Here is a 25,955-nt window from a genome sequence, read left to right on the forward strand (position 1 = left end):
CGGCGCTAGAGGGTCGGCACCAGGAGCGTCGTCAGCTCGCCCGAGCCCAGGTGGACCATGGCCTTGCCCGGCGTGACCTGGGTTGCCACGGCCGAGCGGGACAGGCTCGCGCCCACCAGGTCGCCGTCGAACCGGTCGGACGGGCTGAGCAGCGCGCCCCGTCGGCTCTTCTTGACGTCGACCTGCCAGCCCGAGAACCCCTTGGCCACCTCGGAGGCGTCGCCGCCGATGATCAGCCCGCGCTGGTTGTCGGCGGCCGTGCGCAGGTAGGCGCGCAGCCAGGTCTTCGCCGGGACGTCGGCGACCAGCTCCGCGTCGTCGACGACGAGCACCACCGGCGTGCCGTCCGGGTCCAGGTGCGGCGCCAGGTCCTCCTCGGTGATCTCCGTGCCCCTGAGCACGGCCCGCACGCCGGCCCGGCCCTCGAAGTCGCGCAGCACGCTCGCGCGCGGCGCGAGCAGCACCACCTGGGTGCCGCCCCGCAGCAGCGACTCCGTCATCACGGCGAGCATCGTCGAGCGCCCGGACCGCGCGGGCCCGGCCACGATGAACGACGGCGCGTCCCCGGCCAGGTCCATGCCGAACGCCGTCAGGTCGTCACCGCCGACGCCGAGCAGCGCCCACATGGGCCGCGCAGCCTCCGGCCCCACGTACTGGTAGGCCGCGTCCACGGTGATCGTGGACGGGAGGTCGTCGACCCGGAACGGCCCGGTGCCCGGCGCCACGTCCTCGCGCTCGCGGATCCCGGCCGCGAGCTGGCGTGCCGCCGTCGTCTGGGCCCGGCCCGCCGGGTCGTCCCCGAGGATCGCCACCTGCACCTCGAGCCCGCTGCCCGACCGGAAGCCGCGCCCGGGCTGGATCTCCTCGGGTAGCTTCTTGTGGTCGATGCCCGCCATCCCGTAGTCGAACCGGTCGGTCAGGCGCAGCACGAGGGAGTCGTCGGTCAGCACGCTCATCCGGCTCGACATGAGGCTCCGGTCCCCGGCCACGAGCAGGTGGATGCCCGCGCTCGCGCCGTCCCGCAGCAGCTCCTGGACGATCTCGACCAGCGTGCCGCTGTCGATCTCCCCGTAGGTGCTCATGAAGCTCTCCCAGCGGTCGATCAGCAGCAGGACGCGCGGTAGGCGGTCGCCCGGCTCGGCGAGCTCGCGCTGTTCGGTGACGCTGGCGAAGTTCCCCGCCGCGAGAACCTGCTGCCGCCGGCCGAGCTCGGCCTGCAGGCGCGTGAGCAGCCGCTTGGTCCGCTCGGCCTGCCCGCGCTGCACGACGGCGCCCGTGTGCGGCAGCTCGTTGAGCACTGTCAGCGCCCCGTTGCCGCAGTCGATCGCGTACAGGTGCAGGTCGGAGACCGCCATGCCGCTCGCGGCGGCGAACGCCGTCGTACGCAGCGTGGTGGACCGGCCGCTGCCCGGCGCGCCGATCACGTACCGGTGCCCGAACTCGTCCAGGTCGATGATCGCGGGGCCCTGCCGCTGGTCCGACGGCGAGTCCTCCATGGCCCAGCCGAACTGCGACTGGGCCGAGGGCTGGACCAGGTCGGAGAACGCGAGCAGGTCCGGCAGGGCGGGCAGCCACGGCCGGCGCGGCACGGGCCAGTCGCCCAGGGTCGCGGTCTCGCGCAGCGTCTCGACCAGCGCGGCGAGGTCGGTCTCGACGTTCTCCTGCCGCTTCGTCCGGGGACGGCGGGGCGCCGGCGCCCCGAGGTCCCCCACCGCAACGCGGCCGACGAACGGCGGTTCCACCTGCACGACGTCGGACAAGGACAGGCGCCGCCCACCCACCCGGGCCGACTGGAACGGGATCAGCGAGGTGCTCCCGAGCCGGGCGTAGGCCCGGCCGGGCTGCGACTTGGCGATATCGGCCGCGTCGTTCGCGTCGATGACGTCCTTGGACTCGCTCTTGTCCGTCATCCGCAGGGCGACCCGGAGGTTGGTGTTGGCCCGGATCTCCGGCGAGATGACGCCGGACGGGCGCTGGGTGGCCAGGATCAGGTGGATGCCGAGCGACCGGCCCCGCTGGGCGATGTTGACCAGCCCGGCGACGAAGTCGGGCAGCTCGCGGGCCATCGAGGCGAACTCGTCGATCACGATCATCAACCGCGGCAGCGTGGGTCCCACGTGCCCCCGGGACTGCGCGTCGAGGTAGTCCTCCAGGTCCTTCGCCCCGGCGGCGGCCAGGATGTGCTCCCGGTAGGTGAGCTCGGCGCGGAGCGAGTCGAGGGCGCGCTCCACGAGGTGGGAGTCCAGGTCGGTGACCATGCCGACCGTGTGCGGCAGCTGCTCGCACTGGCTGAACGCCGCGCCGCCCTTGTAGTCCACCAGCACGAAGTTCATGGTCTCGGGGGTGTTCACCACCGCGAGCGAGGCGACGACGGTCTGCAGGAACTCGGACTTGCCGGACCCGGTGGTGCCACCCACCAGGGCGTGCGGCCCGTCGCGCACCATGTCGAGCGCGAACGGCCCGTCCAGCGACACCCCCACGACGGCGTTGGTGCTGCCCTTGCCCCCGTTCGAGATCATGCGCCACCGGGTCACCATGTCCTCGGCGCTGACCTCCTCGATACCGAGGACCTCGACGAGCCGTGCCGAGTCCGGGATCAGGCCCGCGCCCTCGGAGGCCGTCACGTCGTGCAGGGCTGCGACGGCGCGGGCGACCGGCTCGTACCAGTCGTCCCGCACCTCGTCGACCAGGATGGAGCGCAGGTCGTCGGCGTCCTGCCTGCTCAGCGTCATACCGCCGTCGCCACGGGCGAGCGCCACGACCGTGCACTCCTCGGGCAGCAGCTGCTCGTCGCCGTCCAGGCAGACGACGCTCACGCCGACGCCGGGGCCGTCGCGCAGGATGGAGACGACGCCGGGCAGCGCGCGCAGCCGGCGGGCACCGTCGAGCACCACCACGACCTGCGCGCCGGCCAGGACCTTGCCGCTCGAACCCTCCATGGCGGCGCGGCGCTGCGTGATCAGCGAGTTCACCTCGGCGACCCGCGCCGACAGCGTCTCCGTGGTGGTCCCGATCAGCGCCACGGCCTCCTGGCCGAACGACGGCCGCACGTGCGGCAGCCAGGCCGCCCATGCCCAGTCCTGCACGTGCTCGGAGCTCGTCAGCACGTAGATCTGCACGTCCCGCGGGCTCTGCAGCACCCCGAGCTGGCCCACTATCCACCGGGCACGCCGGCGCGGCCAGTCCCCCGGGCCGGCCAGGCCGACCACGCCCGCCTCCCGCAGCGGCACCGTGACCGGCACGGACCGCACGGTCGCGCGGGTCTTGCGCCGGTGCTCGGGCTCCTCGTTGTCCTCCACCTCGACGCGGCTGGTCGCGTCGGCGAGGCCCAGCCGGACCGTGAGGTGGTCCGTGTCCGTGCTGCGCCGCTCCCAGAGCCGGCGCGTCGGCGTGGTGGCGATGATCCTCAGCTCGGCGGCGCCCGGGCTGGAGACCCGGCGTCGGTGCTGCTCGCGCCGCACGGCGTCCAGGACCTCCTCCTCCAGCGCGGCCCGCTCCTCCGCGTGCTGCTTGAGGCGGTCCTTGTGCGTGACCACGCCGTTGCGCTTCTGCATCCACCAGTTGCCGAGGCCCATCAGCGGCGACGCCAGCGCGAACATCAGGTAGTACGGCTGCTGGAACACGATGGCCATGACGATGCCCAGCACCGCGGGCATGGCCATGCCGAGCCACGGCAGCGGGTTGCGGCTGGGGGCCGCCGGCTCGGACGGCAGGCGGAAGTGGGTGGCCGGCATCGGCGGCAGCAGCCGCGGCGGCCGGTTGTAGTCGAGGTGCCCCGGCTCGGCGGCGGGCCGCAGGTCGGCGTCGGGCCGCGTGGCCGGCTGGACCGTCAGCACGCTCGGGCCGATGCGTACCTGCGTGCCCGCGGGCCACGGCGCCTCGTCCTCGCCCAGCGGCTCCTCCGACCGGTCCAGGTGGACCGGTCGCCCGGCGGACCGGGGATCCGGCAGGCGCCGCACCCGCACCCCGCCGTCCAGCGCGACGACGACGGCGATCGCGGGCAGCCCACCCTCGCGCGGCTCGTCCACCCGGACCCGGCCGTCGGGGCCGACCTGCAGCACGGACTCCCCGACGCCGAGCCGCGCCACCGCACCGGTGCCCAGGCCGCCGGTGACACACAGGTCGACCGGGCCGCCCGACGGGCCGCTCCCCGGACCGGGGTCGGTGAACGTGACAACGGCGCCGTCCCGGATGCCCGAGTGGGCGGCGAGCAGCTCGTCGCTCGTGCGGCCGGCGTCCCGCCCGGCATGATCCCGCACTGGGCGGCCGTCCACGTACATGGTGCTGCCCCGGGGGGCACCCACCTCGGCGGACAGCCGCTCGGCCAGGTCCGCGACCTTGGTGCGCTCGTCCAGCTCCAAAGACAGGAGCGCTTCACGGACCCCGTGCCGCGTGGTGATCAGAGCGTGCATGTCATTCGCCTCCCCGCCGCACGGCGGTCTGTTCGTCGAAGCGCACGTCGGGCAGGAACCCGCTGCGCAGCCAGCCGTCGTCTCCAGCGGTGAACCGCCATTTCGCCGACGGCGCGGAGCCGAGCACGATCACTACCCACGCGAACTCCGGGTTCGCGAACCGGGCCGCGAGCAGGTCCTGCTGCGCTGCCGACGGCGCCTGCGACAGCACCAGCACCCCGCCGTCGCCGACCTCCAGCTCGGGGAAGATCTGCTCGATCCCGGCCAGGTGCTCCACCTGCTCGGGCTGGGGCAGGCCGTTGCCGATCATCACGACCCGCGGGTCGTTCGACCACGGGCTGCCGGTCAGCTCGCCCAGCCAGCGGCGCAGCACCTCGTGCCGCACCCGGGTGGGCCCGTCCAGGCTGACCACACCCCTGGCGACCGAGAAGTCCACCAGCACCCGGCCCGTCTCCCCCATGCCGAGGTTGATCAGCCGGGAGAACCGCGCCGTCGAGCCCTCCGACGCCGCCCCCGACTGCAGCTTGGCCAGCGGAGCCGACCAGCTCTGCCCGTCGTCGCTCACCGTCCACGGCTCCGGCGCGGGTGACGCCGGGTTGGTCAGCCGCAGGCGCATCAGGCTGCCCTCGATGAACACCCCGGTCATGCCGGGCACCTCCAGGCCGTCACGCTCGCACGCCGCGATGAGCACCCGCAGCGCGCGGTCGACCGTCCACGCCGCCGACGTGTCGGTGCGCAGCAGGCTGTCGTCGAACGGCTCGTTCCGCTTGCGACGCCGCAGGAGCCAGAACCCCAGCCCGGTGAGCAGGGCGAACACCAGCACCGCGGCCGCCACGGCGCCGATGGTGCGCCAGACGCCGGGACTGATCGCCGGCCCGGTGTCCGCCACCTCCGCCAAGGGCTCCGGCGACGCCGACTGCGCGGCCGAAGCGGACGACGAGGGCGAGGCAGACGGCTCGTAGCCGGGCAACGGACCGAACTCCAGGCCCTCGCCGGTGGCGTCCGCCGGCATCCGGAGCACCCAACCGGCCTGCAGCGTCCGGGGGTCGGTCAGGTACGCGCCGTCCGGCTGCCGGTGCCCCTGGGTCAGCTCCGCGATCTCCGGGTACCGGTCCCGGTCGCCGAGGAACCGCTCGGCGATGTCGTTCAGCTTCTCGACGTTGTCGTCCGCCGTGGCCTTGACGACGTAGTACAGGACGGAGCCGGGCGGCCCGCTGCGGCTCGGCTCGGGTTCGGGCTCGTCCGACGGCGTTGGCGAGGCCGGGGTGGTCTCGCTCGCCTCGGCGCTCGGCTCTGGCTCCGCGGTGTCCGTCGGGTCCGGAGCGGCCTCGACGGGCTCTGGCTCGGGCTCACCGAAGACGCGCATCTCCCAGATCGAGTTGCCCGCCGTGCCGGACCGCTGCGTGGAGTACATCTGCACGTACCGGCCCTCGCCGAGGATGTTGAAGACGTCCCGGCCGCCGTCACCCTCACCGAACCAGTGCGTCTCCCACGTCTCGCCGTCGTCCGAGAGCTGGATCGAGAAACCCGTCGAGTGCGAGACCTCCCAGTCGATCTCCACCCGGTGCACGGTGGTCCTGCGCCCCAGGTCTATCCGGATCCACTGCGGGTCGGCGAAGGCGCTCGACCACCGGGTCTCCGGGTTGCCGTCGAACGCGTTGCGCGCCGGGAAGTTGCTGTTCTCCAGCGAGGACGCCACCGCGGGCTGGCCCTGCGAGAGCAGCACCACCTCGGCCTCCCCCGCCTTGGCCGGTAGGGCGACGGCCGCGAGGAGCGCCGTGAGGGCGGTGATCGCCAAGACCCGCAGCAGGCCGCGGGCCGGTGACTCACTCACCGGCACGCCGCACCGCCATCTGCTCGGTGTACCGGACATCAGGGAGGAACCCGCTGCGCAGCCAGCCGTCGTCGCCTGCGGTGATCCGCCACTTGGCCGACGCCGACTCGCCCAGCACGATGACCACCCAGCCGAAGGCAGGGTTCGCGAACCGCTCGGCGAGCATGTCCTGCTGCACGGCCGACGGCGCCTGCGACAGCACCAGCACCCCACCGTCGGCGGCGTCCAGCGCAGGGATCACCTGCTCGATCGCCGAGAGGTGCTCCACCTGCTCGGGCTGGGGCAGGCCGTTGCCGACCATCACCACGCGCGGGTCGTTCGACCAGGGGTTGCCGGTCAGCTCACCCAGCCAGCGGCGCAGCACCTCGTGCCGCGCGCGGGTGGGTCCGTCCAGGCTGATGACGCCGCGCGCCGTGGCGAAGTCCACGAGCACCCGGCCCGTCTCCGCCACGCCGATGGTCACCAGCCGCGCGAACCGCGCCGTCGACTCCTCCGACGCCGGCGCAGACTGCAGCTTCGCCAGCGGCGCGGACCAGCTCTGCCCGTCCTCGTTCGCCACCCACGGCGCGGGCGCCGGGGAGACGGGGCTCGCCAGGCGCAGGCGCATCGCCCCGCCCTCGATGAACACACCGGTGACCCCGGGCAGGTCCAGGCCGTCGCGCTCGCACGCGGCGATCAGCACGCGCAACGCGCGGTCGACCATCCACGACGCCGAGGTGTCGGTGCGCAGCAGGCTGTCGTCGAACGGCGCCTCGCGCCCGGCCCGACGCCGGCGCAGCAGGAACAGCACGCCGAAGGCCACGGCACCCAGCACCACGACGGCGCCGAGGGTGACCAGCACGGGCGTCAGCCAGGACGAGCCGCTCGCCGCGTCCTCGGCGGGGGCGGCCTCGCCGGAGGGCGCGGTGGACGACGCGTCCGACGGCGCGGCGGACGACGCGTCGGCGGACGGCTCAGCCGAAGCGCCGTCGGCCGACGCGCTCGGCTCCGCCGCGGGGCCGCCATCCGCCGGGCCCGTGGGCAGCACGCCGATCTCGACGCCCTCACCCTCGGCGTCGGCCGGCAGCTGCATGACCCAGCCCGGCAGGACGGCTTCCGGGTCGGTCAGGACGCCCCCGTCGGGCTGGACGCGGCCCTCGTTCAGCTCGAAGATCTCCATGTACCGGTTGCCGTCGCCGAGGTACCGCTGGGCGATCTCGAACAGAAACTCCGGCGTGCCGTCCGAGTCGAGCTGCATCACGTAGTACGGGACCGCCTCGCCCGTCTCGTCCATGGCGAGGCCGGCGTGCGCCGGGCCGGCGTGGGCCGAGCCGGACACGGTGCGCACCAGCGCGGGACCCGTGCCGGCCGGCGAGGCGGCAGCCACGGGTCCCGCGAGTGCTGTGGTCAAGAGGGTGGCCGCGACCAGGGCGGCTATGGCGCGGTAGGCGTGGTGCACGGTAGCTCCGTCTTCAGGTGTGTCGCGTCAGTCGGGTTGTTCTTGCGTCGGGCGGGAGCAGACGCGCTCAGGCAGAGCCGGGAACGCTCCGCTCCGGCAGCTTCAAGGGATTGGTTCCCGGACCGGCCCAGCGGAAGGTGGTCATCACCGCATCGAAGAAGAACACCATGGCCTCCGCCAGTCGCTCGGTGTTCTCGCTGTTCCAGATCGTCGTGAAGGACAGGACCAGCCACTCGCCGTCGGCCTCGTCCCGGGAGATCGCGTAGAGCACCTGCCGGGTCGACAGCTCCAGGTCCTCGCTCCGCATGCCGTGCTCGGTGTGCAGCACCCGGACGCCAGGACGCCCGTCAACCTCGACCAGCTCGCTCTCCTCGTACCCGTCGCTCAGGATGCTGGTCACGATCCGCATCGGGTCGGTGCCGACGTCGCTGACCACCTCGATCTCCGCGATCGAGCCCGGGACGATCACACCCTCCATCGGCTCGGTCGGCAGGTAGACCGCCCCGGTACCGGCGTCGCGCGCCTGGCCGAGGGTCTTGTGCAGCTCGTCCCGGAGCATGTGCCGGAAGGGCTCGACCTTGTCGCGGGGCATGGAGTCCGGCAGCGCCCGCGCGACGACCTCCTCGACCGCCTGGTCCAGCTCGCGCTGGCGCCCCTCACCGGTCGGGAACCGGGCCCAGCCCGGCGGCAGGAGCATGACCCAGGCGTCGGTCGGCTTACCGTTCTGCTCCTGCCCCTCGGTCGGCTCGGCGGTCTGCTCGTTCACTGGCTGCTCGCTCACTGTGTGCTCCGGGTGACCTTGACGGCCGACAGCAGACCGACGATCGCTTCGAGGATCGTCGGGACGAGAACCAGGTCCTGGCTACGCCAGACCAACGCGGTGTCCACCACCATGTCCGGGAGCTCGGTGCGCCGGCCCGCGGCCACGGTCACCCATGCGCCGCCCGTCGTCTCGTCGATGTCGATCCGGGTGACCTGGATCCCGTCGCCGTCGGGCAGCTCGGGATACTCGATGCTCGGCGGGCTCACCGGGTTCCCGCCCGTCGCCCCGAGCACAGTCATGAACACGTCGTCCGACTCCGTGGGGTCACTCATACCGACCGTGACGAGCACGGGCACCGGGCCGCGGTCCAGGAGATCAAAACCGGCCATGGCGCGCGCACCCTCGGTCGCGGCCTCGTCAGCGAACCGCACCAGGCTTTTGACAGTCTGCGTGAGCGAGCTACGCACCGCACCCACCTGGCCCGCATCGGGCTCGGTTTCGGGCCCGGTCGCGGACTCGTCGGCGGCCCCCGGCAGGAACGACTCGAGCAGCAGCTCGACGACCTCCCCCTGCCATGCGTTGACCGACTCGGCCGGCTCGGTCGCTGTGGAGGGCACCACCAGCCAGCCGGCCGGCGGTTCGATGGTCCAGGTCCAGGCCAGACCGTCGACGGCGGTCATGCCCCGCCCCTACATCTCGTCGTTGTCAAGAAATCGGCTCCCGGCTCAGGTGGTGAGGTGGTTGTACTCGTAGTCGGTCTCGCCTGTCCAGTTCCCGCGGGCATCCTCGCCAGGGAAGCTGGTCGGCGGCACCGCACCCCACAGACCGCTGATCAAGCCGGAGAGCATCGCACCGGGACCGGCGACGTACACCCACGGCTTGATGGTGAAGTTGGCCCCCCAGAGTCCGAGCAGGCTGAGCTCCTTGAGCCCGCCGAGACCGAACGCTCCGCTGAGCGACCAGGACTTGATCGGGGCGACGATGGACGCCCAGCCGGGGAGCTTCGTCGAGATGATGATCGAGATCTTCTGGAGCTGCAGGGGCTTGAAGATCAGGCCGCCCATGGTGCCGATGAACTTGGTCCCACCAGCCTTTCCGGCGAACACAGCGCCCTGGGCCGCCTTCAGGGACGTCGTGATCGACTTCGCCACGACCGCCCCGACCCCGGCAGCGGCGACGCCGATGACGCCGAGGATGACGCCCATCCAGCTCGCCTCGCCCTGAGCGGCGAGCACGATGGAGGCGACCACGCTCACGACTCCGACGATCAGGCCGGCCAGCGCGAGGGCGCCCACCCCCGGCAGGAGTATCGCGAGCACCGCGAGAGCCATGCCGATGTAGCCCAGGATCTCGACGAGCGCCTTGAGGAACTTGTTGAACCCGTGCACGAACGCTTCCCAGCCGCTGTGCTTTAGCCCGTCGTCGCCCCAGTTCTCCTTGATCTTGGTCGCCGCTCGCTCGGCGGCACCATCGAGCGCCGACATCGCCGCGACCGCGATGGCCTTCGCCGCCGCCAGCTCGCCCTTGGCGCCCTCGATCTTGCTCGTCCGGTTCTGGGACTCCTGCTTCTCCTGGTCGGTGAGCGGCGGCGCGTCGTCCGGCCGGTCCGCGTTCACCGGGTCCGGCAGGCCCTCCGCGCCCTTCTGGGCCGCGGCGGCGTCCTCCGCCTTCGCCAGGGCCTTGCCCGTCTCCGACCGCGCCGTCTCCAGCTCCGGCCGGTACGCCGCCAGGGCGGCATGCACGTCCTCGTAACGACCGGCGGCCGCGGCCAGGTGCTCGTGGCTCTCCTCGGCGCGCCCGCGCATGGCGTCGGCCGACTCACCCTTGAGCAGGGTCTCGTCGCCGTCGCCGATCTTCTTGAGGAGCGCCGCCTGCGTGGTCATCATCTCGGCGATCTCTTTGTAGTGCTTGATCACCGCGTCCAGGCCAGACGCCTCGGCCGGCACAGGGTCGTCGTCGTAGTCCAGCAGATGCCATTCACCCACGCGGGCGGCGCTCATCGAGTCTCCTTCTGTTCACTGAGGCTCTACTCGCTCTCGAGCGACTTCGCCAGCTCGATCTCGGTGTTGTTCCAGGTCTCGGCGGCCTGCTCCATCTTTCCCTGGAGGTCCTTGAGGTTCTCCTGGAGCTTCTCCCGCTTGACCCACCAGCTGTCGACGAAGTCGCCCATGGCGTTCTTCACCGTACGGTGGCCCCAGATGTCGCCGCCGTCCCACAGCTCCTTCATGTTGTCGAGCTCGTCGACGACGGACTTGAGCTGGGTGGCAGCGTCGTCGACCGCGATCGAGGTGACGACCAGGTCTGCCACGGGACTACTTGTTCAGCGCGTTGGCGAGCTCTTCATCGGTCTTGCGCAGCGCCTCGGCAGCCTGCTTGAGGTACTCGCCGATACCGGTCAGACCCTCCATGACCTGCTTGCCACCCTTGTCGAGCTCCTTGTAGGACTCGTCGAACCGCTTGGAGGACTTGTCCGTCACGTAGCCGTCCTGCACCAGGTTGTCGACCAGCGAACGCAGCTGGTCGAGCTTGTGCTGCATGTCGTCGGACTCCTGCTTGATGCGCTGGGCCGCGTCTTCCATCTGCTGGAAGGTCACATTGATGTTGGCCATGATCAGTCCTCTCGGTTTGCCTCGTGGAAAACAGCAGGATCGTACACGAACCGGACTTCCATGGAGTGAATCCCTGGAAACCGTTTGTCACGGCCAGCGGCCGCCGTCGGGACGGCGCACTCAGGCCGCTCGTTCACGCCGAACCGGGCACCTCCCGCTCCGGCAGGCTCACCGGCCGGGCACCGTGCCCGGTCCAGCGAAACGTGGTCAGCACCGCGTCGAAGAAGGTGACCAGCACCTCGGCGAGCCGCTCGGTGCCCGGGCTGTTCCAGGTGGTGCGGAAGCTGAGCACCAGCCAGTCGCCGTCGGCCTCGTGCCGGGAGACGACATACGTCACCTCGCGCGCGAAGACCGCAGGCCCGCCATCTGCGGCCGGCGGCTCCTGCACCGTGCTGGATACCCGCACGCCTGGGCGCCCGTCGAGCTCGACGAGCTCGTTCTCCTCGTCCGAGTCGCCCAGGATGCTCGTCGCGACCTCGACCGGGCTGCGGCCGACAACACCGAAGAGCTCGGTCTCGGTGATGGAGGCGGGGACCGTCATGCCCGCCATCGGCTCGGTCGGGAGGTACATCGCTCCCGCATCGGTAGCGATCCGCGCCCAGCCGGGCGGGAGCAGGAAGGCCCACTTGTCGGTCGGCTTGCCCCCGGTCTGCTCGGCCGTCCGACGCTCGCCCATCGGCCCCGCTACGGACCGCGTCATGCCGCGCTCCGCGTGATCAGCACGGCGGCCAGCAGCTCGTCGAGCCACTCCACCATGGCGGCGCCCAGCAGAAGGTCCTGGGTGCGCCAGACCAGCACTGTGTCCACCACGGCGTCCGGGTGCTCGGTGCGCCGCCCAAGGCCCACGCTCATCCAGGCGCCCCCGGTCTCCTCGCCGATGTCGAGGCGGACCACCCGCACCCCGTCGCCGTCGGGCACCTCGGGGTACTCGACGGTGGGTGGCGCGATGGGATAGCCGCCCGTCGCACCCAGCGCGGCCAGCAGGCCGTCGTCGGGCTCGGCCGGGTCGCTCACCCCGACCGCGACGAGCACCGGAACCGGACCACGGCCCAGCACCCCGAGGCGGGCCGCCACGCGGTGGCCGTCCGGGGCCATGCCGTCGGCGAACGCCCGGAGGTTCGCCACCGCCTCGGCGGCCATCCGGTCGAGGGCCGTGCGCGCCTCGTCGTCCAGCTCAACTGGGTCCGCGGGGCTCGCCGACGCCTGCAGGTCCCCCGGGTCCGCCGGCCGCGGTTCGATCGACTCCCGCACCGCCGCGGTGGACTCGCGCTCCCACAGCGTGATGCTGTCGGGCGTGTCGAGCCCGGTCGCCGGGACCACGAGCCACCCGTCCGGCGGGTCCACCCGCCAGGTCCAGCCGGCCAGGTCGGTACCGGGTGCGCCGTTGATCGTCGTCGTCATAGGACCGGGTTCTCCCCGTACAGACCGCTGTAGTCGGCGTCCCGCCAGCCCTGGAGGTCCCAGCGCAGGTCGTTCGGGTTGAAGTTCGACGGGTTGACGAGGCTGAACGGCCGCATCGACCAGCCGAACGTGTACGAGATGGGGCCGATGTACATCCACGGCTTGATAGCGAAGCCCGTGACACCAAGCTGGCCGAGAGCCGCGGTGATCTTCTGCACGTCCTTGATGTCGCTGATGCCGATGAGGCGGTCCCAGCGCCAGGTGCCGCCGCCGATGCGGTCCATGAACCGGCTGAAGTCCGTCGCGAGGTACTTCGGGTTGGTGATCTGCCACCAGCCGGGCGACACGCTGGTCTTGCCGGCAAACGTCGACCAGCCCTGGAGGTTCTTCACCCACGGCGTCATCGACACCGTCATGTCGTTGATCCTGCGGGCGATGTCCGGGTTCCGGCCGATCTGGAGCAGGCCCCGCATCCACTCGCGGTCGTTGATCATGCCCTGCAGGCGACCCATGTCCTTGGACCAGGTCGACCCGCCCTTCGCCAGCAGCGAGCCCTGGATGTTCTTCAGCGAGCCGGCCATCTTCGCCGCCACCCCGATCAGGCCCAGGCTGAGCACGCCGATGATGACACTCAGCCAGCTGCCTTCGCCCTGGACCGCCAGGATGAAGCTGGCCGCCACCGAGACCACGGTGACGATCACGCTCAGCAGGGTCAGCATGCCCAGGCCCGGGATGAGGATGCTCAGCACCGCCAGCGCCATCCCGATGTACATCAGGATCTCGACGAGCTTCTTCAGGAACTTGTTCAGCTTGTGCAGGAACGCCTCCCAGCCGCTGTGGTTCAGCCCGTCGTCGCCCCAGTTCTCCCGGATCTTGTTCGCCGCGGCCCGGGCGGCGCCGTCGAACCGCTCCATGGCGGCGCGGGCCTTCGCCTTCGCCGCCTCGAGGTCGCCCTTCGCCTCGTCGATCTTGCCGGTGCGGCTCTCGGACTCGCGCTTCTCCGCGTCGGTGAGCGGCGGCGCGTTGTCCGGCCGGTCGGCGGTCACGGGGTCGGGCAGACCCTCGGCGCCCTTCTGGGCGGCGGCCGCGTCCGTGGCGTCTGCCAGAGCCAGGCCCGTTTCCGAGCGCGCGTACTCCAGCTCCGGCCGGAACGTACGCAGCGCGTCCCGGACGTCGGTGTAACGGGCGGAGGCCTTGTTCAGCGCGTCCGCGCTCTCCCGGGAGCGTTTGCGCATGGCGTCGGCGGCCTTGCCCTTGAGCAGGGTCTCGTCGCCGTCACCGATCTTCTTGAGCAGCTTCGCCTGGGTGGTCATCACCTCGGCGATGGCCTCGTAGTGCTTGATCACCGGGTCCAGGTCGCCGACGGCGGCCGGCACGGGATCGGAGTCGTAGTCCAGGAGCTGCCACTCCCCGGCCCTGACTTCGGTCATCGTTCTCCCCCTACTGCTCGTCGAACGATGCGGCCAGCTCGATCTCCAGGTTGTTCCACTGCTCCGCAGCCTGTTCCATCTTCTTCTGGAGGTCTGAGAGGTTGGTGGTCAGCTTTTCCCGCTTGACCCACCACTTGTCTATGAAGTCGTCCATCGCCGACTTCACCGTGTCGTGGCCGAAGACGGCGCCGCCCTCCCACAGCTTGTCCATGTTCTTGAACTCGTCGACGATCGCCGCGAGCTGGTCGGCGGCCTCGTCAACGGCTACCGAGGTGACTACGAGGTCGGCCATGACAGAACCTCTCGCTCGTGCGGACTGGGTCGCCGTGCGTCGTAATCGTCATCAATCGGACCAACCGGACAGCGACGCGTGCGTGAACGGACGGCGAACGACGCACGGCGCAAGAACGACGGGCCCGGAGCATCGCCCGGACCCGTCGCAATTCGCGCAAAAATCACCCCTCACCAGGGGTTTCACCCTTCCCCGGTGACGCTCAGCAGTTTGCCGTGAAGGGCACGTCCCTGAACCGCTTGTCCAGGAACGTCACCACACCCGGCCGGCCGGTGACCATGGCCAGGGCGTGCTCACCGAGGTGCCACTCCCACTGGACGTCGGCGCCGGCGGCGCAGTACTCGTTGCGCAGGGTGCGGGCCTGACCGGGCGCCACGAGCTCGTCGATGAGCCCGTGGTAGAGCCGGATCGGTACGTCGGGCGGGTTGGCCCCGAGCCGGTTCTCGTCGAGGCGCGCCTGCCAGGCGGGCGAGTCCAACGGGTCGGACGTGGTGAACAGACGCATGTTCTGGAACGCGTGCGCGTACGTCACGCCCACGCACGCGCCCTGCTCCGCCTCGAACGTCGCGAGCCCGCGCTCGTTGAGGTAGGACTGAAGGTCCAGCTCGGGGTAGGCGGTGTTGTACCCGTACGTGATGAACAGCAGGAGGCCGAACCCGAGCTGCCCGTCGAGCCCCCGGGCCACCGCCCTGAGGTCGGCGGGCACCCCACCGGCCGAGATACCGACGAGGTCCAGCTCCGGCGCGTAGGTGGGCTGCAGCTCGCCGGCCCACAGCGCCGCGCCCCCACCCTGCGAGTAGCCGGAGAAGGCGACCTTGCCGCCGGCCGCAAGGCCGGTGGCGGGCAGGTTGGTGGCGGCGCGTACGACGTCGATGACGCTCCGGCCCTCCGACTGCCCGACGGCGTACGCGTGGCCGCCGGGGGTGCCGAGCCCCTCGTAGTCGGAGAGCGCCACTGCCCAGCCCTTGCCCAGCATGGCGCTGATGGTCGGCCCCCGGTAGTCGAGGGAGCGCGACAGCGCGCAGCTGTCGCCGAGGCCCCGGGTGCCGCTGGCGTCCGACACGATGGGCCGCGGGCCCTCGCCCGTCCAGGGGCTGTTCGGCACGAGCACGCGCCCGCTCACGGCGATGTCCTGGCCGCCTCCGTTCGTCGAGTGGTACAGCACCAGGTAGTTGCGGGCACTGAGCTGCTCGGGCTCCTCGCGCCAGCGGATCACCTCGCCGTCGTCGCCGTCGGGCAGCGGGTCCGGCGGGGTGTAGAAGTCGTCGGCGACGGTGGGCGCCGTCTGGACCTCGGCGTCGGACGCCGCCGCGGAGTGGGACGTCGCGGAGTCCGACGTCGCGGAGTCCGACGTCGCCGCGGACGCGGCGGCTGCCCCGGCCGGCAAGACCTCCAGGGCCGGTAGTACCAGCACCGCCAGGGCCGCGACGACGGCGGTCCGACGGCGCGGTGTCCGGCGTCGAGCCGTCGCTGCACGAGGGGACACGGACAGGGTGTAACCGCTGGTGAAGGGCATCGGATCTCCTGGGTGAGGTCCTCGGGCACTTCGCATCGAGCACCCGTGCCCGCGAGCGGGCCGCTGCTGAAACTAGGTTCAGCGGCATCGGGCGGCGACCGCTGCCCGTGATACCTCGGCGCGCCTCACCAGCGTGGCGAGGGCGGCGGCTGAGCGGGGCGTCCCGCTCAGCCGCGAGCCTCAACCGTGCGCCTCAACCGTGCGCCCCAGCGTTGCGCCTCAGCAGTGCACAAGGAACGGGCGGTCCTTGAACCTCCCGTCCAGGAATGCGATCACGCCGGGTGCGCCGGTCACCGCCGTCGTGACGTGCTCGCCGAGGTGCCACTCCCACCGGACCTCCGCCCCAGCGGCGCAGTACTCGTTCCGCAGCGCCCGGGCCTGGGCGGGTGCGACGATCTCGTCGAGCGTGCCGTGGAAGAGGTGGATCGGCACGTCCGGCGGGTTGGCCCCGAGCCGGTTCTCGTCGAGCCGAGCCTGCCAGGCGGGCGACTGCAGGGGGTTGGTCGTCGTGACCGAACCGATGTTCTGGAACGCGTACGCGAGCGTGGCGTCCACGCAGGCGTCTCGCAACCGCTCGAACGTCTCGCGCCCGCGCTCGTTGACGTAGGACTCCAGGTCCAGCTCGGGATAGGCGGCGTCGAGCCCCAACGCGGCGAACAGGAGGAAGCCGAAACCGACCTGTCCGTCGAGACCCTCGGCCACCTCGTTGAGGTCGGCAGGCACACCGCCCGCGGCGACGCCGACCAGGTCGAGCTCCGGCGCGTAGGTCGCCTGCAGCTCGCCCGCCCACATCGCTCCGCCGCCGCCCTGCGAGTAGCCGGAGAAGGCGACCTTGCCCCCGGCCTCCAGTCCGGCCTCGGGCAGGTTAGTGGCGGCACGCACCATGTCGATGACAGCACGCCCCTCCGACTGCCCGACGACGTAGGTGTGCACACCCAGCGTCCCCAGGCCCTCATAGTCGGTGACGACCACTGCCCAGCCCTTAAGGAGCATCGGCTCGATCAGCGGCCGCTCGTAGTCGAGCCAGCGCGACGGCGCACAGGAGTCGCCGATGCCGCGCGTCCCGCTCGCGACCGACACGATCGGCCGCGGACCCTCCCCGCGCCACGCCGTGTTCGGCACGAGCACCCGCCCGGTCACCGCGACGTCCTGCCCGGTCGCGTTCGTCGAGTGGTACATGAGCAGGTAGTTGCGGGCACTCAGCTGCCGGGGCTCCTCGCGCCAGCGGACCACCTCGCCGTCCGCGCCGTCGGGGAGCGGGGCCGGTGGGGTGTAGAAGGCGTCATCGGCCAGCGCGGCGGCCGATTCGGTCGACGGCCCGAGCTTCGACACGTCCGGCATGTCGGGTCGGGTCTCGGTCGTCGCGAGTCGGGCCTCGGTCCTGGCAGCTCCGGTCTCGGTTGCGGCGGGGACAACCGGCGCGGCGTCTGCCGCAGCGGCCGGGCCCACGCCTGCCCCCAGCAGCGCGAGCGCGGCCACGGTCGCGACGGCGGAGGCGGTCCAGCGCCCCCGGGGCCGACGAGGGCTGGGTATCGGGGGCGGGGAAGTGGGCAGGGCGTGCGAGTCGGTGACGATCGGCATCGGATCTCCTCGTTGAGGTCCTCGAACACTCAGCGCTGAGTGCCCGTGCCCGCGAACGGGCCCCTACTGACTCGCTCAACAATAGCACCGAGCCGGGGATTTCACCCGACGGCTGCGCACAATCTTTGAGACCTAAGTTGCTTCGCTCTGAGGCGGCTCAATGCGAAGCAACTTAGGTCTCGAAGAGAAGCGACTCTCGCTTCTGGACTAGGCCTGGAGGGCGGGCAGCGGGGAACGCGCTTCGGCGCGCTCCACCAAGGTGGCGACGGCGGCCGCTAGCGGCACCAGCACCAGGTTGCCCAGCAGCATGGTGCGGAGGAACGGCAGGCCCGCGACGTAGCTCGCGAGCAGCCCGTCCAGGGTTGCCGGATACATCCCGTCCAGCAGCCAGACACCGAAGTTGGTCCAGGCGAAGAACCACAGCGAGCCGCCCACCCCCACGCCGAGCGCGGCGGCGTAGCGGCCGGGCCCCTTCAGGCGCCGGGCGAGGATCGCACCGACCCCCACCACCGCCCAGGCCGACCAGGTGAACCACATGATCTGGGTGTTGCCGATCAGGGCATCGCTCACGGCGACCACCACGAACGGCACCACGGCCGCCCAGCGGTTGCGCAGCAGCAGCACCGCGAGGAACGTCGCCGCCGTCGCGATCTCCAGGTTCGGCGGCGCGCCCAGCCCCGGGGCGACCAGCCGCCAGACCACCGCGGCGGACAGGACCAGCACCACGATCGCCGGACGCCACCAACGGCGGGCCAGCTCCCGAACGGTCAGGTCGCGGGCGTTCTGGGCGCGGGCGTTAAGGGCCCGAGCGTTCTGGTCGCGCCGACCCGACGCAGGCGTCAGTAGGTGTCGATCGTCCATGTGATCTCCTGACCGTCCTCGGTCTCCAGCGATCCCGCCCCGACCTGCGCGAGCTCACCGTCCACGGACAGCGACCAGAACTCGCTCTTGGAGTCGTCCGCCGCACGACCGCCGATTGCGGTCACAAACGCGCTCTCACCCTCACCCGAGACCTCGGCGGACAGATCCGCCTCCAGCAGGAGCTCCAGGGCCGTGGCGCCGGTACGCCCCGGGTAGGCGAACGTGTCGGCCGCGCCTGTCGGCGACGCAGTGTCGGACGGCGAAGCAGTGCCCGACGGCGACGCTGCGTCCGACGGCACGCTCACGGTCGCCGGGACGATTCCCTCGGGCTCCTCGGTGCCACCACAGGCCGCGAGCAGGCCGGTCACGAGAAGGGCGGCAGCCGCCGTGCGGGCAGCCCGCAACGGGCGGTCCAGATACGTGTTCACGCTGGCGAGTGTAGGTCGGCGGACGCCGCACGGCGCCTCCGTCTCACCCGTCCGGGTCAGATTTCGATCCCGTCCGGGTCAGATGTCGATCCGGGACCGGTCCAGCTCGTTCGCGCTCGCGATGAGGAACTCCTTGCGGGGCGCCACGTCGGTGCCCATGAGCAGCTCGAACGCGCGCTCGGCCGCCTCGGCGTGCTCCGCCGTGACGCGGCGCAGCGTGCGGTGCCGCGGGTCCATGGTGGTCTCCGCGAGCTGGTCGGCGTCCATCTCGCCCAGACCCTTGTAGCGCTGGATGTCGGGCTTGTAGCGCCGTCCGGCCTTGTCGAGCTTCTTGAGCGTGACGTTCAGCTCCGCCTCGGAGTACGTGTAGATGTACTCGTTCTTGCGGCGGCCGTTGCCGATCACCTCGACCCGGTGCAGCGGCGGCACCGCGGCGAACACGCGCCCGGCCTCCACCATCGGCTTCATGTACCGGTAGAAGAGGGTCAGCAGGAGCGTGCGGATGTGCGCGCCGTCCACGTCGGCGTCGGTCATCATGATGATCCTGCCGTAGCGCGCGGCCTCGACGTCGAAGGACCGGCCCGAACCGGCGCCGAGCACCTGGATGATCGCCGCGCACTCCGCGTTGCGGAGCATGTCGCTGATCGACGCCTTCTGGACGTTGAGGATCTTGCCGCGGATCGGCAGCAGCGCCTGGAAGTCACTGGAGCGAGCGAGCTTGGCGGTACCGAGCGCGCTGTCCCCCTCGACGATGAACAGCTCGGTGCGGTCCACGTCGTTCGAGCGGCAGTCGGCCAGCTTGGCGGGCAGCGACGACGTCTCCAGCGCGTTCTTGCGGCGCGAGATCTCCTTCTGCTTGCGGGCCGTGATGCGCGCGCGCATCTCGGCGACGATCTTGTCGAGCAGCAGCGAGGCCTGCGTCTTCTCGTCCCGCTTCGCGGACGTCAGGCGCGCCTGGATCTCCTTCTCGACCACCGCGGAGACGATCTGGCGGACCGGGCCGGTGCCCAGCACCTCCTTGGTCTGCCCCTCGAACTGCGGCTCGGACAGGCGCACGGTGACGACGGCCGTGAGGCCGGCCAGGACGTCGTCCTTCTCGATGCGCTCGGCGCCGTCCTTCGTGGAGACCTTGAGCTTGCGCGCGTTGGTCTCCACCCCCTTGCGGATCACCTTGAGCAGACCCTGCTCGAAGCCCGCCAGGTGCGTGCCGCCCTTGGGCGTCGAGATGATGTTGACGAACGAGCGCACCTCGGTGTCGTAGCCCGTCCCCCAGCGCAGAGCGATGTCCACCTCGCACTCGCGCTCCACCTCGCGCGGCGACATGTGGCCGCGCTCGTCCAGCACCGGGACGGTCTCCTTGAAGGCGCCGGCACCCTGGAGCACCCAGGTCGCCGTGACCGGCGCGTCGGGTGCCAGGAACTCCACGAAGTCGGCGGCACCACCGGTGTGCTGGAAGACCTCCTCGTGCGGCCCGTCCTCGCCGGGCGTGCCCGGCAGCCCGCGCTCGTCCCGCACCAGGATCTCGAGGCCCGGCACCAGGAACGTGGTCTGCCGGACCCTCGTGACCAGCTCGTCGTAGCTGAACACCGCGGACTTCGGGAAGATCTGCCGGTCGGCCCAGTAGCGCACACGCGTACCGGTGCGGCCACGCGCCACCTTGCCAACCACGGCCAGCTCGGAGTGGTCGACGAACGGCTGGAAGGCCACGTCCGGGTTGGGGCCTGCCGCCGTGTCGGCGAACGTGCCCGGCTCGCCCCGGTGAAAGGTCATGCGGTACGTCTTGCCGCCGCGGTCCACCTCGACGTCGAGGCGCGCGGACAGGGCGTTCACCACGGAGGCGCCGACGCCGTGCAGGCCGCCGGACGCCTGGTAGGAACCGCCGCCGAACTTACCGCCCGCGTGCAGCTTGGTGTAGACCACCTCGACGCCGCTCAGGCCCGTCTTGGGCTCGATGTCGACCGGGATGCCGCGCCCGTCGTCCGTCACCGTCACCGACGTGTCGGCGTGCAGGACTATGCCGATCTTGGTGGCGTGGCCGCCCAGGGCCTCGTCGACGGAGTTGTCGATGACTTCCCAGAGGCAGTGCATCAGGCCACGGGAGTCGGTGGTCCCGATGTACATGCCGGGACGCTTACGGACCGCCTCGAGACCCTCGAGGACGGACAGGTGGCGAGCGGTGTACGACTCGGACGTTGCGGTCACGGCGACAGCGTAGACGAGGAGTCCGACAACGCAGGTGAGGCTCCCCGTGAGGTGCCTGACAACGGTCCCGCACAGGCTCTCGAATTCACCCTATGACGGAAATTACCCTTTCAGCGCAATTGGGGGCAGATGGGGCCCGTAACTGTGAGGCACGCCGCTATGCTCGCAGCGAACCGGCCACCCGGGCTGGCATGAACCGCGCGAGCGAATGGTTGGATGGAGACGTGACGACCTTGACGACCGAACCGCTCACCGCCCTCGACCGCTGCGACCGTTGCGGTGCCCAGGCCTACGTGCGTGTCGTTCTGCCCGTGGGCGAGCTGCTCTTCTGCGGCCACCACGCTCGCGCACACGCTGCCGCCTACGTGGACATCGCCACCCATGTCCAGGACGAGACCGACCGGCTCCACGCGGAGCACGGCCAGGCCTGAGTCCTCAGCCGGAAAACCCACCAGACCCTGACGACTGCGGCGGTGGTTCACCTCACGAGGTGAACCACCGCCGCAGTCATGCCCGGTGTCTGCCGTCCACATGACGGCGCCGGGCGAGTGAGCTTCCTCAAGAAGTTCACTCGCCCGGCGTAGGCGTCGGTCTCCGACCAAGAACTAGTCGAGGTAGTCGCGCAGCACCTGCGAACGCGAGGGGTGGCGCAGCTTCGACATCGTCTTGGACTCGATCTGGCGGATGCGCTCACGCGTCACGCCGTAGACCTTGCCGATCTCGTCGAGCGTCTTGGGCTGGCCGTCCTGCAGGCCGAACCGCATGGAGACCACGCCGGCCTCACGCTCCGAGAGGGTGTCGAGGACCTGGTGCAGCTGCTCCTGCAGGAGCGTGAACGACACGGCGTCCGCCGGGACGACGGCCTCGGAGTCCTCGATGAGGTCACCGAACTCGCTGTCGCCGTCCTCGCCGAGCGGGGTGCTCAGCGAGATGGGCTCGCGACCGTACTTCTGGACCTCGACCACCTTCTCGGGGGTCATGTCCAGCTCCTTGGCCAGCTCCTCCGGCGTGGGCTCGCGGCCCAGGTCCTGGAGCATCTGGCGCTGCACGCGGGCCAGCTTGTTGATGACCTCGACCATGTGCACCGGGATACGGATGGTGCGGGCCTGGTCGGCCATGGCACGCGTGATCGCCTGCCGGATCCACCAGGTGGCGTACGTCGAGAACTTGTAGCCCTTGGTGTAGTCGAACTTCTCGACCGCACGGATCAGACCGAGGTTGCCCTCCTGGATCAGGTCCAGGAACAGCATGCCGCGGCCCGTGTAGCGCTTGGCCAGCGACACCACGAGGCGGAGGTTGGCCTCCAGCAGGTGGTTCTTGGCCCGCTTGCCGTCGTGCGCGATCCACTTGAGGTCGCGCTCGAACCGGCGCTGGTCCTTGTCGTCCCGGTTGAACTCCGTGGTGGCGAGACGCTCCTCCGCGAACAGGCCGGCCTCGATGCGCTTCGCGAGCTCGACCTCCTGCTCCGCGTTCAGCAGCGCGACCTTGCCGATCTGCTTCAGGTAGTCCTTGACCGGGTCCGCCGTGGCGCCCGCGGTCACGACCTGCTGCGCGGGCTGGTCGTCGTCGTCCTTGTCGGAGACGACGAAGCCAGCGCTCTCGTCGGCTTCCTTCGCGGCCTTGCCACCGCGGCCACGGGTCGCCTTGGTGACGATCTCGGGACCGGAGTCGGCCTCTTCCTCGGGCTCCTCGACGGCGACGCCGTCGGGCTCGATGTTGTCGTACTTCGACTTGCCCCGGGCGGCGGGCTTCTTGGCGGCGGTCTTCGCCGCGGGCTTCTTCCGCGCGCTCACGGCCGGCTCGTCGCCGTCCTCGATCTCGACATCGACCTCGAGATCGGCGAGGTCGATGTCGTCGACCTCGTCGACGTCCTTCTCGGCTTCCTTCGGCTTCGCGGTGCCACGCGCCGGGGCCTTCTTGGCGGCGGGTGCCTTCGCGGCGGTCGTCGAGCGGGTGCGCCGGGCGGGCTTCGCGGAGGCGTCGGCCTCGCCGTCGGCGGGGGCCTTCGCAGCGACAGCGGTGGAGCGGGTGGCCGCGGCGGCGGCCACCTTGGTCACGGTGGGCAGACCGACCTGGACACCGGCGTTGGCCAGCGCACGCAGCACCGCCTTGAGCCGCTTGGCGTCACCGACCTCCGCGGTCTCGCATGCACGCCGGAAGTTCTCGGCGTCGACCGAGCCGTCGGCGGCGCCGCGAGCCAGGAGCTCCTGCAGGGCAGGATGCTCGAACTCACGGGGCAGGTTGTCGCGTGCAGGGACAGGAACAGTGTCCTGGGGGGTCTTCAGCGGAGTGGGCGCCACAAACCGACCTTTCGGCATTCGAGGGGGCGGTGTACCGCCGGCGGGGCCGTCACTGGACCTTCTTCTTCCACCGGCGAACATATATATTGTACCGTCGGCCTACCTGTACACCGCGACGGACGCGGTGATATGGGCAAAGTCAGTGCGAAGTCACGTCGAGCGGGGCTGCCCCGCAGTCACTAGATCTTGCGTGCACGAATTTCGCGTGCCAAGAGTCAACGAGCGAGACGGCCCGACCATTCCCGGATCGGCTGATCCGGACGTCGGCCCCGGGTTTCCGCCTGTCCGGCTCCGTCGCTCAGACCTTGACGGCCAGCACCGGGCAGGGCGCCTCGACGAGGATCCGCTGCGCACCGGCCCCCAGGATCAGCTTGCCGACAGGGCTGCGCTTGCGCAGACCGATCACTATCAGCTCGGCGCCAGCGTTCGTCGCGGCCCGGATCAGGTCCTCGGCGAGGTCGCCGGTGCCCGGCTCGATCCGTACGTCGATCTCGCCGGCCAGCTGGCTGACCAGCTCCTCGCCCTCCGCCTGGCACTCCTCGGCGGGTCGCTTCCCGTTGGTGACGACCACGAGCGGGACCTCGCGCTCCCTGGCCTCGGCGACAGCGGTGCTGAGGGCCTCCTGGCCCTCGGGCGTGGCGAAGTGGCCCACGACGATCGTCATGTCTGACGACGCTACCCCACGCCCGACCCCACTCCGTCCCGCACACGGCCGCACACGGCCGTGCCGCCCCTCACACGGCAGCCGCCTCCTTGGGTTCCGGCTCCCCGTGGAACGAGACCTGCTCCCGCCGCGCCCAGCCCGGCGGCACTCCCCCGACGATCGCGCCGCGCAGCAGGAGGGCGAGCCGGTAGTCGGGCTCCACCCCGAGCGCGTCCGACACCCGCTCGGCAGCCAGCCCGCCGTCGCCGTGCCACCACGCGAGGAGCGCCAGCAGCAGGTAGGCCGGTGCCCGTCGGTTGCGTGGCACGTGCACGACGACGGCCTCCAGCACCCGGCGAGCCGCCCGGGTGAGCTCCTCGTCGGGCGGCACGCCCTGTTCCGGGTCGATGATCCGCGCCATCACGGCCCCCGTGGCCGCATCCGTGTCGCCGTCCACCTCGCGCCGCGCGGTGCGCAACGCCGTCTCCTCGGTGCCCGGGGCCAGGCTGAGCAGGACGGCGTCCCGCACGGGCGTGTCCGCGAGCGCAGCGCCGATCTTGCCGAGGTCTACCGGGGAAAGTGCCGGGGAGAGCACGGTGGGCTGCCCGGGGCGGACCCCTGCCGCGAGGCGCACCGCCGAGCGCCACAGGCCCAGGCTCTCGGCGCCCCATTCCGCGAGCGCCCGGTCGGCACGCTCCGCCTGGGTGGCGGTGCTGGTCCGCGCCCCGGCGTCGACGGGCCCGCCGCCGCCCGGGCACCTGGCCGCGTTCTTCAGGCGCCGGCAGGTCTCGCTCCAGCGGGCCGCTGCCCGCCGCGCCTGGGTGCGGGCCACCTCGGGCGCGGGTCGCAGGGCGTACCGCTCCTCGCGGGTGCCGGCCACGGTGCGGCCCTCCAGCACCATGTGTGCGGCGACTCGGCTGCCCTTGAGAGCGCCCAGCGGCCTGCCCTCTGCCGGGCAGCACATCGGGTCGGCGCAGTCGAGCGCGCGGAACCCCGTGGGTGCCACGAGCCATGCCTCGGTCCCGGGCAGCCGGCGTTCGAGCCGGGCCCGCAGGAGCTCAACGGCGCGCCGCGCGATGCCCGACGGCGCGGTCGGGTCCGTGGCCGTGTAGAGCACCACCACCGCGCGGTCCGCGCCGTCGGCGACCACGTGGTCCGTCAGCCAGCGGGCGGTGGCCGCGCCGTCGGGCCCGTCCGGCTCGTCGGGCTGGCGCAGGCGGAGATCGTCGAGGTCGACCCGCGCCACGAGCCCTACCCGTTGGCGTGGCCCGGTCAGGCTGACGGCCACGACGGACTCGGCGGGCTCGAAGCCGAGCCGGTACGGGATGTAGGCGAGCAGGTCCTCCGGTCCGGCGACGCGGACCACCGTGGCGTTCGGCGCCGCCGATCGGCGGCGGGGGTGCTGGGAGGTGATGTCCTTGGGGTTCATACCGACGATCCCAGCCCGTCCGCGACGCGGCGGCAGGCCCGGGAGGGCAGTGTGGACAACGGAATTCCTGTGGTTACGTTCCCTCCCGCCCGGCTCCGCCACGAGGGTCTCCCGCGAGTCACAACGCTGCCGTGCACTGCCGTGCACTGCCGTGCACTGCCGTGCACTGCCGTGCACTGCCGTGCACTGCCGTGCACTGCCGTGCACTGCCGTGCACTGTCGTCCGGACGCACCCTGCGGCTAACGTGTGCGACGTGCCCCACCTCGCTACCGCCCGCCGAACGGCCGCGCTCGCCGCTGTCGTCGGACTGGCGCTCGCGACCGCGGGCTGCGGCACGGGTACGGAGCAGCCGGCTTCGGCCAGCACCGCGGTGGGCACCCCGGAGCCGCGGGTCGCCGCGTCTGGCGGGCCCACCGAGCTGCCGACCTTCGACCCGTCGTCGGCGGTCGCGACGTATGCGGACGGGTTTCCGGCGGACCTGTTCCCGATGCCGGAGGGGGCCACGCTGCTCGCCTCGTCTGCCCAGGCCATTCCGGCCACGGAGGACGGCGGCACCCCGATGACGCAGGTGACGCTCAACTTGTCGTCGCGGCTGTCGGCGAACGAGGTCGTCGACCAGGTCGAGGAGATCCTGGTCGACCAGGGCTTCCGGCAGATCGAGGCGCCGGACGCGAGCGGCCTCGCCGCGCAGACCGCGTTCCTGCGCCTCTCCGACTCCGAGGCCGGCGAGGTGCAGGAGTCGCTCGTGATCGGAGTGCTCGACGACGGCGACCGGCGCCTCGCTTCGATCAGCGGTACCGTCCGCACCCCATAGG

Annotated in this window: 22 protein-coding genes; 2 read left to right on the forward strand and 20 right to left on the reverse strand. The window is 71.3% G+C overall.

Going from position 1 to position 25,955, the window contains the following annotated elements:
* Positions 1-5: 5 nt before the first annotated feature.
* The 17 genes from AB1046_RS08270 to AB1046_RS08350 all read right to left on the reverse strand — a co-directional run bounded on the left by AB1046_RS08270 (position 6) and on the right by AB1046_RS08350 (position 20,767).
* Positions 6-4,412, reverse strand: coding sequence for an FtsK/SpoIIIE domain-containing protein (locus tag AB1046_RS08270; RefSeq protein ID WP_369374190.1), 4,407 nt, complete (start codon positions 4,410-4,412; stop codon positions 6-8).
* A 1-nt stretch (position 4,413) separates the two neighbouring features.
* On the reverse strand, positions 4,414-6,246 hold the full coding sequence (locus AB1046_RS08275) for a discoidin domain-containing protein (protein WP_369374192.1): 1,833 nt from the start codon (positions 6,244-6,246) through the stop codon (positions 4,414-4,416).
* Positions 6,239-7,684 (reverse strand): hypothetical protein, encoded by a 1,446-nt coding sequence (locus AB1046_RS08280; protein WP_369374194.1) that lies wholly within the window; start codon positions 7,682-7,684, stop codon positions 6,239-6,241. Before AB1046_RS08280 ends, AB1046_RS08275 begins: the two co-directional genes overlap by 8 nt.
* A 67-nt stretch (positions 7,685-7,751) precedes the next feature.
* Entirely contained in the window at positions 7,752-8,465 is a 714-nt protein-coding gene (locus AB1046_RS08285; protein ID WP_369374196.1) for a hypothetical protein, read from the reverse strand.
* Positions 8,462-9,127: a hypothetical protein gene (locus AB1046_RS08290; protein WP_369374198.1), complete on the reverse strand. Its 666-nt coding sequence runs from the start codon at positions 9,125-9,127 to the stop codon at positions 8,462-8,464. Before AB1046_RS08290 ends, AB1046_RS08285 begins: the two co-directional genes overlap by 4 nt.
* Before the next feature lie 45 nt (positions 9,128-9,172).
* The gene (locus AB1046_RS08295) at positions 9,173-10,447 is read right to left on the reverse strand and encodes a hypothetical protein (protein ID WP_369374200.1); all 1,275 of its coding nucleotides are present in this window, start codon (positions 10,445-10,447) and stop codon (positions 9,173-9,175) included.
* A 26-nt stretch (positions 10,448-10,473) separates the two neighbouring features.
* On the reverse strand, positions 10,474-10,755 hold the full coding sequence (locus AB1046_RS08300; RefSeq protein ID WP_369374202.1) for a hypothetical protein: 282 nt from the start codon (positions 10,753-10,755) through the stop codon (positions 10,474-10,476).
* 4 nt (positions 10,756-10,759) lie between these two features.
* Positions 10,760-11,056, reverse strand: coding sequence for a WXG100 family type VII secretion target (locus tag AB1046_RS08305; RefSeq protein WP_116676002.1), 297 nt, complete (start codon positions 11,054-11,056; stop codon positions 10,760-10,762).
* A 133-nt stretch (positions 11,057-11,189) separates the two neighbouring features.
* Entirely contained in the window at positions 11,190-11,756 is a 567-nt protein-coding gene (locus AB1046_RS08310; RefSeq protein ID WP_369374204.1) for a hypothetical protein, read from the reverse strand.
* On the reverse strand, positions 11,753-12,457 hold the full coding sequence (locus AB1046_RS08315; protein ID WP_369374206.1) for a hypothetical protein: 705 nt from the start codon (positions 12,455-12,457) through the stop codon (positions 11,753-11,755). Before AB1046_RS08315 ends, AB1046_RS08310 begins: the two co-directional genes overlap by 4 nt.
* Positions 12,454-13,887, reverse strand: coding sequence for a hypothetical protein (locus tag AB1046_RS08320; RefSeq protein ID WP_369374208.1), 1,434 nt, complete (start codon positions 13,885-13,887; stop codon positions 12,454-12,456). The genes AB1046_RS08315 and AB1046_RS08320 overlap by 4 nt, the downstream gene beginning before the upstream one ends.
* 10 nt (positions 13,888-13,897) lie before the next feature.
* Positions 13,898-14,179 carry a hypothetical protein gene (locus tag AB1046_RS08325; protein WP_369374210.1) on the reverse strand — a complete coding sequence of 94 codons (282 nt, stop codon included), beginning with the start codon at positions 14,177-14,179 and terminating at the stop codon, positions 13,898-13,900.
* Positions 14,180-14,381: 202 nt separating this feature from the next.
* A complete protein-coding gene (locus AB1046_RS08330; RefSeq protein WP_369374212.1) occupies positions 14,382-15,695 on the reverse strand; it encodes a lipase family protein in 1,314 nt (437 codons plus the stop codon).
* 219 nt (positions 15,696-15,914) lie between these two features.
* Positions 15,915-17,276 carry a lipase family protein gene (locus AB1046_RS08335; RefSeq protein WP_369374214.1) on the reverse strand — a complete coding sequence of 454 codons (1,362 nt, stop codon included), beginning with the start codon at positions 17,274-17,276 and terminating at the stop codon, positions 15,915-15,917.
* Positions 17,277-17,483: 207 nt separating this feature from the next.
* Entirely contained in the window at positions 17,484-18,137 is a 654-nt protein-coding gene (locus AB1046_RS08340) for a DUF6580 family putative transport protein (RefSeq protein WP_369374216.1), read from the reverse strand.
* Positions 18,116-18,565 (reverse strand): DUF4430 domain-containing protein, encoded by a 450-nt coding sequence (locus tag AB1046_RS08345; protein WP_369374218.1) that lies wholly within the window; start codon positions 18,563-18,565, stop codon positions 18,116-18,118. The genes AB1046_RS08340 and AB1046_RS08345 overlap by 22 nt, the downstream gene beginning before the upstream one ends.
* 78 nt (positions 18,566-18,643) lie before the next feature.
* Positions 18,644-20,767 (reverse strand): type IIA DNA topoisomerase subunit B, encoded by a 2,124-nt coding sequence (locus tag AB1046_RS08350; RefSeq protein WP_369374220.1) that lies wholly within the window; start codon positions 20,765-20,767, stop codon positions 18,644-18,646.
* Positions 20,768-20,991: 224 nt separating this feature from the next.
* Between AB1046_RS08350 and AB1046_RS08355 the strand changes: the two genes are divergently transcribed.
* On the forward strand, positions 20,992-21,198 hold the full coding sequence (locus AB1046_RS08355) for a hypothetical protein (RefSeq protein WP_369374222.1): 207 nt from the start codon (positions 20,992-20,994) through the stop codon (positions 21,196-21,198).
* A gap of 174 nt (positions 21,199-21,372) precedes the next feature.
* Here the strand turns inward: AB1046_RS08355 and AB1046_RS08360 are convergent, their stop codons facing one another.
* The 3 genes from AB1046_RS08360 to AB1046_RS08370 all read right to left on the reverse strand — a co-directional run bounded on the left by AB1046_RS08360 (position 21,373) and on the right by AB1046_RS08370 (position 25,139).
* Positions 21,373-23,085 (reverse strand): RNA polymerase sigma factor, encoded by a 1,713-nt coding sequence (locus AB1046_RS08360; RefSeq protein ID WP_369374224.1) that lies wholly within the window; start codon positions 23,083-23,085, stop codon positions 21,373-21,375.
* A 280-nt stretch (positions 23,086-23,365) separates the two neighbouring features.
* Positions 23,366-23,731, reverse strand: a complete 366-nt coding sequence (locus AB1046_RS08365) for a universal stress protein (protein ID WP_369374226.1) — start codon at positions 23,729-23,731, stop codon at positions 23,366-23,368.
* Between the two features lie 70 nt (positions 23,732-23,801).
* Positions 23,802-25,139 (reverse strand): DUF4192 domain-containing protein, encoded by a 1,338-nt coding sequence (locus AB1046_RS08370; protein WP_369374228.1) that lies wholly within the window; start codon positions 25,137-25,139, stop codon positions 23,802-23,804.
* A 254-nt stretch (positions 25,140-25,393) separates the two neighbouring features.
* Between AB1046_RS08370 and AB1046_RS08375 the strand changes: the two genes are divergently transcribed.
* Positions 25,394-25,954 carry a hypothetical protein gene (locus AB1046_RS08375; protein WP_369374230.1) on the forward strand — a complete coding sequence of 187 codons (561 nt, stop codon included), beginning with the start codon at positions 25,394-25,396 and terminating at the stop codon, positions 25,952-25,954.
* The last annotated feature ends 1 nt before the right edge of the window (position 25,955 follow it).

Origin of the sequence: Promicromonospora sp. Populi, assembly GCF_041081105.1 — a bacterium.
Lineage (GTDB): Bacteria > Actinomycetota > Actinomycetes > Actinomycetales > Cellulomonadaceae > Promicromonospora.

Coding starts and splice junctions, on each gene's coding strand:
- AB1046_RS08270 (WP_369374190.1), bottom strand. CDS start 4,412: ATGCACGCTCTGATCACCACGCGGCACGGGGTCCGTGAAGCGCTCCTG.
- AB1046_RS08290 (WP_369374198.1), bottom strand. CDS start 9,127: ATGACCGCCGTCGACGGTCTGGCCTGGACCTGGACCATCGAACCGCCG.
- AB1046_RS08295 (WP_369374200.1), bottom strand. CDS start 10,447: ATGAGCGCCGCCCGCGTGGGTGAATGGCATCTGCTGGACTACGACGAC.
- AB1046_RS08305 (WP_116676002.1), bottom strand. CDS start 11,056: ATGGCCAACATCAATGTGACCTTCCAGCAGATGGAAGACGCGGCCCAG.
- AB1046_RS08310 (WP_369374204.1), bottom strand. CDS start 11,756: ATGACGCGGTCCGTAGCGGGGCCGATGGGCGAGCGTCGGACGGCCGAG.
- AB1046_RS08315 (WP_369374206.1), bottom strand. CDS start 12,457: ATGACGACGACGATCAACGGCGCACCCGGTACCGACCTGGCCGGCTGG.
- AB1046_RS08320 (WP_369374208.1), bottom strand. CDS start 13,887: ATGACCGAAGTCAGGGCCGGGGAGTGGCAGCTCCTGGACTACGACTCC.
- AB1046_RS08325 (WP_369374210.1), bottom strand. CDS start 14,179: ATGGCCGACCTCGTAGTCACCTCGGTAGCCGTTGACGAGGCCGCCGAC.
- AB1046_RS08330 (WP_369374212.1), bottom strand. CDS start 15,695: ATGCCCTTCACCAGCGGTTACACCCTGTCCGTGTCCCCTCGTGCAGCG.
- AB1046_RS08335 (WP_369374214.1), bottom strand. CDS start 17,276: ATGCCGATCGTCACCGACTCGCACGCCCTGCCCACTTCCCCGCCCCCG.
- AB1046_RS08340 (WP_369374216.1), bottom strand. CDS start 18,137: ATGGACGATCGACACCTACTGACGCCTGCGTCGGGTCGGCGCGACCAG.
- AB1046_RS08360 (WP_369374224.1), bottom strand. CDS start 23,085: ATGCCGAAAGGTCGGTTTGTGGCGCCCACTCCGCTGAAGACCCCCCAG.
- AB1046_RS08365 (WP_369374226.1), bottom strand. CDS start 23,731: ATGACGATCGTCGTGGGCCACTTCGCCACGCCCGAGGGCCAGGAGGCC.
- AB1046_RS08370 (WP_369374228.1), bottom strand. CDS start 25,139: ATGAACCCCAAGGACATCACCTCCCAGCACCCCCGCCGCCGATCGGCG.